The sequence below is a fragment of the Nocardiopsis halophila DSM 44494 genome, assembly GCF_000341245.1.
Lineage (GTDB): Bacteria > Actinomycetota > Actinomycetes > Streptosporangiales > Streptosporangiaceae > Nocardiopsis_A > Nocardiopsis_A halophila.
In genome coordinates this window covers 1-8,251 of sequence record NZ_ANAD01000231.1, presented here as the reverse complement: position 1 = coordinate 8,251, position 8,251 = coordinate 1, and the positions used below count along the sequence as shown (strand labels likewise).

8 protein-coding genes are annotated in these 8,251 nt (G+C 73.0%); 4 read left to right on the top strand and 4 right to left on the bottom strand.

Translation table 11 applies throughout. From position 1 onward, the window contains the following. Positions 1 to 39: 39 nt before the first annotated feature. Together D450_RS0125045 and D450_RS0125040 are read left to right on the top strand one after the other, a co-directional pair. Positions 40 to 882 (top strand): lysophospholipid acyltransferase family protein, encoded by an 843-nt coding sequence (locus D450_RS0125045; protein ID WP_017541373.1) that lies wholly within the window; start codon positions 40 to 42, stop codon positions 880 to 882. A 343-nt stretch (positions 883 to 1,225) separates the two neighbouring features. Beyond that, positions 1,226 to 1,810, top strand: a complete 585-nt coding sequence (locus D450_RS0125040; RefSeq protein WP_017541372.1) for a phosphatase PAP2 family protein — start codon at positions 1,226 to 1,228, stop codon at positions 1,808 to 1,810. A 43-nt stretch (positions 1,811 to 1,853) separates the two neighbouring features. Here D450_RS0125040 and D450_RS0125035 read toward each other — a convergent pair whose 3' ends face one another. Together D450_RS0125035 and D450_RS0125030 are read right to left on the bottom strand one after the other, a co-directional pair. Continuing rightward, a complete protein-coding gene (locus tag D450_RS0125035; RefSeq protein WP_017541371.1) occupies positions 1,854 to 2,582 on the bottom strand; it encodes an endonuclease/exonuclease/phosphatase family protein in 729 nt (242 codons plus the stop codon). Positions 2,583 to 2,798: 216 nt separating this feature from the next. Beyond that, positions 2,799 to 3,401: a molybdopterin-dependent oxidoreductase gene (locus tag D450_RS0125030; RefSeq protein ID WP_017541370.1), complete on the bottom strand. Its 603-nt coding sequence runs from the start codon at positions 3,399 to 3,401 to the stop codon at positions 2,799 to 2,801. Between the two features lie 306 nt (positions 3,402 to 3,707). Between D450_RS0125030 and aroF the strand changes: the two genes are divergently transcribed. Then, complete coding sequence (aroF, locus tag D450_RS0125025; protein ID WP_017541369.1) at positions 3,708 to 4,748, top strand: 3-deoxy-7-phosphoheptulonate synthase; 1,041 nt, start codon at positions 3,708 to 3,710, stop codon at positions 4,746 to 4,748. Between the two features lie 325 nt (positions 4,749 to 5,073). Here the strand turns inward: aroF and thiI are convergent, their stop codons facing one another. Both thiI and D450_RS0125015 read right to left on the bottom strand, forming a co-directional pair. Continuing rightward, positions 5,074 to 6,351 (bottom strand): tRNA uracil 4-sulfurtransferase ThiI, encoded by a 1,278-nt coding sequence (gene thiI / locus D450_RS0125020; RefSeq protein ID WP_017541368.1) that lies wholly within the window; start codon positions 6,349 to 6,351, stop codon positions 5,074 to 5,076. A gap of 308 nt (positions 6,352 to 6,659) precedes the next feature. Continuing rightward, positions 6,660 to 7,685, bottom strand: a complete 1,026-nt coding sequence (locus D450_RS0125015) for a 6-phosphofructokinase (protein ID WP_026124359.1) — start codon at positions 7,683 to 7,685, stop codon at positions 6,660 to 6,662. Between the two features lie 206 nt (positions 7,686 to 7,891). Here D450_RS0125015 and D450_RS31255 point away from each other — a divergent pair. Then, a partial coding sequence (locus D450_RS31255) for an FGGY family carbohydrate kinase (protein WP_039820940.1) occupies positions 7,892 to 8,251 on the top strand: 360 nt, incomplete at its 3' end.

Here is an 8,251-nt window from a genome sequence, read left to right as displayed (position 1 = left end):
GTGTCCGGCCCCCCCCCGCCGGTGCGGGGGTGAATCTCGGTGTTCTACTGGGTTGTGAAGGCGTTTCTGGGCCCGGTGCTGGCGGTGCTGTGGCAACCGCGCGCCGAGGGCGTCGAGAACGTTCCGCGCACCGGTCCGGCGATCATGGTGAGCAACCACCTGTCGTTCTCGGACCACTTCTTCGGTCCGCTGCCGCTGCCGCGCAAGATCACCTTCCTCGCGAAGGCCGAGTACTTCACCGGCACCGGCCCCAAGGGGCTGATCAGCCGCCTGTTCTTCACCGGTGTGGGGCAGATCCCCATCGACCGCTCCGGCGGCAAGGCGAGCGAGGGCGCGCTGCGCACCGGGCTGAGGGTGCTCAAGCAGGGCAAGCTGCTGGGCATCTACCCCGAGGGCACGCGCTCGCCCGACGGGCGCCTGTACCGCGGGCGCACCGGTGTGGCGCGCCTGGCCCTGGAGTCGCGCGCCCCGGTGGTGCCGATGGCGATGATCAACGTCGACAAGATCATGCCGCCCGGGCGCACCGTCCCCAAGCTGGGCATCCGCCCCAAGGTGGTCTTCGGTAAGCCGCTGGACTTCTCCCGCTACTACGGCATGGAGAAGGACCCCCGCGTGCTCCGCGCGGTGACCGACGAGATCATGTACGCCCTCCTGGCGCTCTCCGGCCAGGAGTACGTGGACCGCTACGCCCAGTCGGTCAAGCGCGAGCTGGAGCAGGCGGCCAAGGAGGAGAAGAAGGAGCAGCACGCCGACGCCAAGGAGCGCAAGCGCTCTGAGCGCGCCAAGCGCAAGGCGGAGAAGAAGGCCCGCAAGGAGGAGAAGAAGGCCGCCCGCCAGGCGGAAAAGGCCGACCAGCCCGAAGAGGCCACGGAAACGGGCTGACCCGCCCCAGGTCCCGGGACCGGCCTCCGGTCTCCGAGGCGTCTCGCGTGCAGTGCCTCGGCCGACCGCCTTCTTCGACGTGCCGAGGCGCACAGTGGGCCGCCCCAGGCCTCTCAGGCGCTCGGTCTTCCGCCCGGTCTGGCCCGTGGAGCCGCTCCCATTCGGCGCACACGGGGCTCCGGGGCCCAGGCCGACCGCCACGGCGGGGTCCGGTGGCGGAACCGCGGCCGTGCCTGCGGGCGCCCCGTACTCCCGGTACTCCCACGGACGCGTCGCGGCCAAGGGCGCTGAGAGCGGCACCGGCACGGCGGCCTCCTGGCCTCCCCTCACCCCCGGAGGACGCATGAGCGAGCGGATCGCCCGTTCCATCAGCGAGGTCCTGGCTCCCGGGTACCTCGCGGCCGGGATCGTGGCCGTGGTGGCCGCGGAGTCGGCCCCCGGTCTTCGCTCCGCGGTCGTATGGGGCCTCCAAGCGGTCCTGTTCGGCGCCGCCGTCCCGCTCGCCGTCGTCGTGGCCGGTGTCCGCGCGGGCTGGTGGGAGGACCGGCACGTGCGCGACCGGGCCCGTCGCCGTTGGCCCCTGCTGGTCTGCCTGCTCTCGGTGTCGGTCGGCACCGCCACCGGCCTGTGGTGGGGCGCTCCCCGCGATCTGGTGGCGCTGGGAGCGTCCATGGCCGCCGTGATCGCCGTCCTGTGGTGCGCCACCGACCTCGGAGGCGCGAAGCCGTCCGTGCACACGCTGGTGGCGTGTACGGCGGCCGGAACGGCGACCGTGTACTTCGGAGCGCTCGGGGCCCTGGTGGCCTGGCCGCCGGCCGCAGCGGTCGCCTGGTCGAGGGTGCGCCTTCAGCACCACACGCCTCCCCAGGTCGTGGGAGGGGCCGTTCTCGCCGGCGCGGCGCTGGAGCTGTTCCTCGTCCTGCGGTGACCGGCCGCGGCGGTCCGGCCCCGGCGGAACGCGGCGTGTGGGGTCAGGGGGCCCGGCGGGGCCCCAGGGTGAGGTCGGCGATGACCGGGCGGTGGTCGCTGGCGGCGTGGACGTCGGCCCGGGTGAGGTCCTCCACGGGCACCCCCGAGCCGAGGACGGCGAGGCCCGGGCCGGTGAAGACGGCGTCGATGCGGCGCCGGGGGCGGCGCGAGGTGAAGGTGGCGCCCTCGCCGGCCGGGGCCGCTGCGCCGGCGTCGCACAGGTCGGCCGTGAGGATCCGCCAGGTCCTGCCGCCCGGTGTCCCGTTGACGTCCCCGGCCAGGACGCGCGGCGCGTCCCCGGCGAACCGGCGCAGGTGCTCCAGGGCCTCCCGGGCGTGGGCGGCGCGTGCGCTCTCCTCCAGGTCCAGGTGGGTGGAGGCGACGGCGACCCGGCGGCCGCCGATGTCCAGCAGGGCGGCGGAGACGGCGCGGCGGTGCAGACCGCGGCGCGGGGACAGAAGCGTGTGCCGGGTGTCCAGGACGGTGATGCCGGGCCGCACGAGCACGGCGAGTCCGCAGGAGCGCCGGTCCACGGCGGACACCAGGCCGGTCGCGCGCCGCAGCGCCCGTCGGCGCAGGCACCAGAAGAGCAGCCGCGGGGCCTCCTGGAGGCAGACCACGTCGGGGCGGCAGTCGCCGATCACCCGGTACAGGGCCGGCCGCGAGTCCCGCATGGCGCGGATGTTGTAGGTGAGCAGCCGGAACCGGGTTCCGGCCGGAGTCGCTTCCACGATCGTGGTCTACCCGGAACCGCCGCACCTGCGCTGACGGCGGGAGGAGTTCTCCCTTACCCGGCGCCGGATCGCCGCCGAGCGACCGGGGGCGTGGCGATGTCGTCGGTGTGCAAGGGGCCCTGGGGCGGGAACGGGGTCCGGGGCGCTGCCCCAGTAGGCCGGACTCAGGGGAGCAGAGGGAATCCGGGTGTTCGGGAGCCGGGGACGGGGGCCTCAGATCAGCGGGGGACCGTCGCCCGGGTCCTCCTGGTAGGAGTAGCGCTGTTCGGACCATGGGTCGGCGAGGTTGTGGTACCCCCGCTCCTCCCAGAAGCCGCGGCGGTCGGTGGTCAGGTACTCGACCGCCCGCAGCCACTTCACGCTCTTCCACCCGTACAGGTGCGGCACCACCATCCGCAGCGGGAACCCGTGCTCCGGGGAGAGCTCCTCGCCCTCGCGGTGCGTGGCCAGCAGCACCCCGTCCCGCAGGAAGTCGTCCATGCGCACGTTCGCGCTGTAGCCGTACTCGGCCCACAGCATCACGTGCGTGGCCTCCGGGGCCGGCGGGGCGAGCTCGACCAGCGCCGCCGAGGAGACGCCGCTCCAGCGCACCTCCGGCAGGGTGAACCTGGTCACACAGTGGAAGTCGGCCGTCCACTCGGTGTGCGGCAGCCCGGAGAACTCCTCCCAGGTCCACCGGTGCCCGGCGGGGTCCTCGGTGGCGCCGTAGACGCGGAAGTCCCACCGGTGCGGGCGGAAGCGGGGCACCGGACCGTAGTGGACCGCGGAGTGGTCGCGCGGTATGTACTGCCCCGGCGGCAGTCGATCCTGGGCCAATCGAACCCCCTCATGCGGTGCCGCTGCGGCCTTCCCGCCATCCTGCCAGCCCCGCGCGCCGTGCCGGGCGGCGCCCCGCGTGTGCGACCGCGCCCCCTCCGTGCGCTATAGTCGCTCACATGCAGCACAGCTTTTGGCGCTTTTATGGCTACCGGCCCTTGGCTTGGACGGTCGCCCGCCTAGCGCTGCGCTGAGACGGACGTTACGAAGAAGCCCCGGGCCGAATGGCCCGGGGCTTCTTCGCGTCTCAGGGCCTCTCCGCCGCCCGGGCCCGCCTTTCGACCCCGACGCCGAAGGAAACAGGACATGGTCATCGTCATGGCGCCCGACGCCTCCTCCACCGACATCGACTCCATCGTCGACCTCATCGCCACCGCCGGCGGTGAGGCCTACGTGACGCGCGGTGTCAGCCGCACCATCATCGGGCTGGTGGGGGACGTCCGGCACTTCGAGACGCTGGACCTGCGCGCGATGCCCGGCGTGAGCGACGTGCTGCGCATCTCGGCCCCCTACAAGCTGGTCAGTCGCGAGAACAACGCCGAGCGCTCCGTGGTGACCGTGCGCGGGGTGCCGATCGGCCCCGCCCATACCACCGTCATCGCCGGCCCGTGCGCGGTGGAGACCCCCGAGCAGACCCTGCAGGCCGCGCGGATGGCCGCCGACGCCGGCGCCTCGCTGCTGCGCGGGGGCGCCTACAAGCCCCGCACCTCCCCCTACGCCTTCCAGGGCCTGGGCGAGACCGGCCTGAAGATCCTCTCCGACGTGCGCGACGAGACCGGCCTCCCCATCGTCACCGAGGTGGTCGACGCCTCCGACGTGGAGCTGGTCGCCTCCTACGCCGACATGCTGCAGATCGGCACCCGCAACATGCAGAACTTCGCGCTGCTGCAGGCCGCGGGCGAGGCGGGCAAGCCGGTGCTGCTCAAGCGCGGCATGAACGCCACCATCGAGGAGTGGCTGATGGCCGCCGAGTACATCGCCCAGCGCGGCAACCTCGACATCGTCCTGTGCGAGCGCGGCATCCGCACCTTCGAGAAGGCCACCCGCAACACCCTGGACATCAGCGCGGTCCCGGTCGCCCAGGAGCTGTCCCACCTGCCGGTGATCGTCGACCCCTCGCACTCGGGCGGCAAGCGCTCCCTGGTGCTGCCGCTGTCGCGCGCCGCCCTGGCGGTGGGCGCCGACGGCGTCATCGTCGACGTGCACCCCCGGCCGGAGACGGCGCTGTGCGACGGCCCGCAGGCGCTGGTCGACACCGACCTGGCCGAGCTGCGCGACGTCGCCCAGACCCACGCGGCGCTGCTGGGCCGCACCCTGGTCGAGGCCCCGGCTCCGGCCGCGGTCTGACGGGAGGCGCCGTTCGGGGCGGCCCCGCGCCGGGGCCGCCCTCTGGACGGCCCCGGCGGCCTTCAGACAGCCCGTCGGCGCCCGGGTCGGACGGTGTGCATCCCATGTGCGGCCCGAGCGCACGGTGAGTGAGCGGGCCTCCGGGAGCCGCAGGGCGGGTACGCGTGCCCGGTGGGGCGCAGGGGCCCCGGGGCCGACTCGTCCGGGGCCGTCGCGGCATGGCCCGTGTGCCGCCTCCGGCGCCCCGCGCGAGGCGGGGCGCTCCGGAGGCCTTTGGGGCGGGGACGGGCGTCCTGCGGGCGCGCGATCGTGCCCCCGGGCCGGATCAGACCGAGGCCGGCGCGGCGTCGCCGAGGAAGCTGGGCCGGTGCAGCTGGGTGTTGGCCGCCAGGTACTCGGCCAGCTCCTCCACGTCCAGCCGCTTCTCGATCTGGCGCAGGTCGGCGATCTTGGCGGCCGTCTCCACCTGGCGCGGCGTGAGCAGCGTGCAGCAGTCCTCGTCGGGCAGCTCGGAGATGGACAGCGTGCCGATCGCGCGCGCCTGGTCCATGATCTCGGTCTTGTCCATGCCGATGAGCGGCCGCAGGATCGGCACGTCCACCGCGTCGTCGAGCGCGGTCAGGTTGGTCATCGTCTGGCTGGACACCTGCCCCAGCGCATCGCCGGTGATCAGCGCCTCGGCGCCCAGGTCGTCGGCGAGGGCCTCGGCGGTCTTGAGCATCAGCCGCCGCTGGGCCACGATCTGCAGCCGCTCGGCGCCCGAGCTCTTCAGCTGCTGCTGGGCCTTGCCGAAGGGCACCACGAACAGCCGCGAGCCCACCTGGAACCGGTCGAGCTGGCGCACCAGGCTGTAGGCCTTGTAGATGGACTCGGGGCCGGTGAACGGCATGCCCGAGAAGTGCAGGAAGTCGACCTTGAGGCCGCGGCGCATCATCCGGTGGGCGGCCACGGGCGAGTCGATGCCCCCCGACATCAGCACCAGGCCGCGGCCGCTCATCCCCGCAGGCAGGCCGCCCTGCCCGGGCACGCCGTCGGTGAAGACGAACACCTCGTCCTTGTCGACCTCGATGAAGACCGTGTTCTCCGGGTGCTTGAGCTTCACCGCGAGGCCGGTGGCCTCCTGCACGCGCGCGCCGACCTCCTTGGCGATCTGGGAGGAGGTCAGCGGGAACCGCTTGTCGCGCCGCCGGGCGCGCACGGCGAAGCTGCCGGTGCGCTCGGCCATGGAACGCACGGCGATGTCGGTGACGGCGCCGATGTCCTTGGCGACCCGGCGCGCCTGGTGCACCCAGACCACGCCCATGACGCTGCGCATGCGCTCGGCGAGCTCGGCCACCTCCAGGTCCGAGGCCCCGGGCATGCGCAGGATGATGACGCCCGCACCGCGCCGGGTGAGCTTGATCTCGCCCAGGCCGCGCGCGGCCGAGCGGATGTTGTTGTGCAGGCGGCGCTCGAAGAGGTTGCGGTTGCTGCCCTTGAGCACGATCTCGCCGAGCTTCATCAGCACGCACAGTTCGCCCAGACCGGACCCGGCGCCCTCCGAGCCGGAGGCGGCGGTGCCCTCGGGCGCGGTGTCGGGGGCGGGGTCGGACGTGACGGCCATGGCGGCATCTCCAGGTCAGGGTCGGGTGTGGTCGGACGGAGGGCCCTCACGCGGGGGCGGAACCTCCGATCCCTCCAGTATCCGCCACGCGGACGACCGGTCGGGACGAACGGGGCGGGAGAGGGCGGGGGCGGTGCGCGGGGCCTTCCCGGGGGAGGAAACCCCTCCGGACCCGATTGTCTTCCATCGGACCCGGTCCCGTCCCCGCCTTTCCCGCACGGCACGCGCAAGGGCCCCGCGCCGCAGCGCGGGGCCCAAGGGGAGGACGCCTTGTCTCGAGGGGCGTGCCCGTGTGGGGGAGGAGGCCCTCAGCCGAAGAAGACCTCGGCCTCGGCGTAGCGCTCCTCCGGAACGGTCTTGAGCTTGTCGGTGGCGGCCGACAGGTCCACCCGGACGATGTCGGTGCCCTGCAGGGCCACCATCTTGCCCCAGGAGCCGTCCCGGACCGCGTCGATGGCGTTCACGCCGAGGCGCGTGGCCAGCACCCGGTCGAACGCCGAGGGCGTCCCGCCGCGCTGCACGTGCCCGAGCACGACCGACCGCGACTCCTTGCCGGTGCGCCTCTCGATCTCCTCGGCCAGCCGCTGCCCGATGCCGCCCAGGCGCACGTGGCCGAAGCTGTCCTTCTCGCCGGTGGCCAGCTCCATCTGCCCGTCCTTGGGGTGGGCCCCCTCGGCCACCACGATGATGGGGGCGTACTCGGTCTGGAACCGGCTCTCCACCCAGCCGACCACGTCGTCGATGTCGAAGGGCCGCTCGGGGATCAGGATCGCGTTGGCGCCCGCGGCCATGCCCGAGTGCAGCGCGATCCACCCGGCGTGCCGGCCCATGACCTCCACCACCAGCGCGCGGTGGTGCGACTCTGCGGTGGTGTGCAGCCGGTCGATGGCCTCGGTGGCGATGTTGACGGCGGTGTCGAAGCCGAAGGTGTAGTCGGTGGCGTTGAGGTCGTTGTCGATGGTCTTGGGGACCCCGACGACGTTGACCCCCTGCTCGGTCAGGCGGGTCGCCACGCCGAGGGTGTCCTCGCCCCCGATGGCGACCAGGGCGTCGATGCCCAGCCCCGCCATGTTGTCCTTGACGCGCTCGACACCCCCCTCGATCTTCATCAGGTTGGTGCGGGAGGAGCCCAGGATGGTGCCGCCCCGGGGGAGGATCCCGCGCACGGCGGCGCGGTCGAGCACCATGGTGTCGCCCTCCAGGGGGCCGCGCCATCCGTCCCGGAATCCCACGAATTCGTAGCCGTAGTCCTTGATGCCCTTGCGGACGACGGCGCGGATGACGGCGTTCAGGCCCGGGCAGTCTCCACCGCCGGTCAGAACCCCCACTCGCATACGCCTGCTCCTCGTCATGTGATGCCGTGCGAACTGTGTGTTTCGACCCTTGACCTCTCGGTCCGCTGACGTCAGCCTAACGACAGCGATGTGACCGGCATCACGGAAAGCCCTGCGCCCCGGCCTCGGCGGCATTCGGGGGGCAGCCGCCTTCCACCGCCCACATGGTCTAGACCATAGTCGCCCAACGCACTGGAGGCCAGCAGATGACCGTGCTCACCATCGACGCCGGGACGACCGGCGTCACCGCCCTCATGGTCGGGGAGGACGGCCGCGTCCTTTCCCGCGGATACCAGGAGTTCGCACAGCACTACCCGGAGGCCGGTTGGGTGGAGCACGTCCCCGAGGAGATCTGGCAGGCCGCGCTGGCCGCGTGCCAGAGCGCCCTGGACGCGGCCGGCACCCCGCCCACCTGTGTGGGCATCACCAACCAGCGCGAGACCGCGGTGCTGTGGAACCGCAAGCGCGGCTCCTCGCCCCGCCGCGCCGTCGTCTGGCAGGACCGGCGCACCGCCGGCATCTGCACCGAGCTGCGCGAGGCCGGGCACGAGGACCGGGTCACCGAG

Excerpts from the sequence above, each read along its gene's own strand:
- D450_RS0125040 (WP_017541372.1), top strand. The coding sequence starts at position 1,226 with ATGAGCGAGCGGATCGCCCGTTCCATCAGCGAGGTCCTGGCTCCCGGG.
- aroF (WP_017541369.1), top strand. The coding sequence starts at position 3,708 with ATGGTCATCGTCATGGCGCCCGACGCCTCCTCCACCGACATCGACTCC.
- thiI (WP_017541368.1), bottom strand. The coding sequence starts at position 6,351 with ATGGCCGTCACGTCCGACCCCGCCCCCGACACCGCGCCCGAGGGCACC.
- D450_RS0125015 (WP_026124359.1), bottom strand. The coding sequence starts at position 7,685 with ATGCGAGTGGGGGTTCTGACCGGCGGTGGAGACTGCCCGGGCCTGAAC.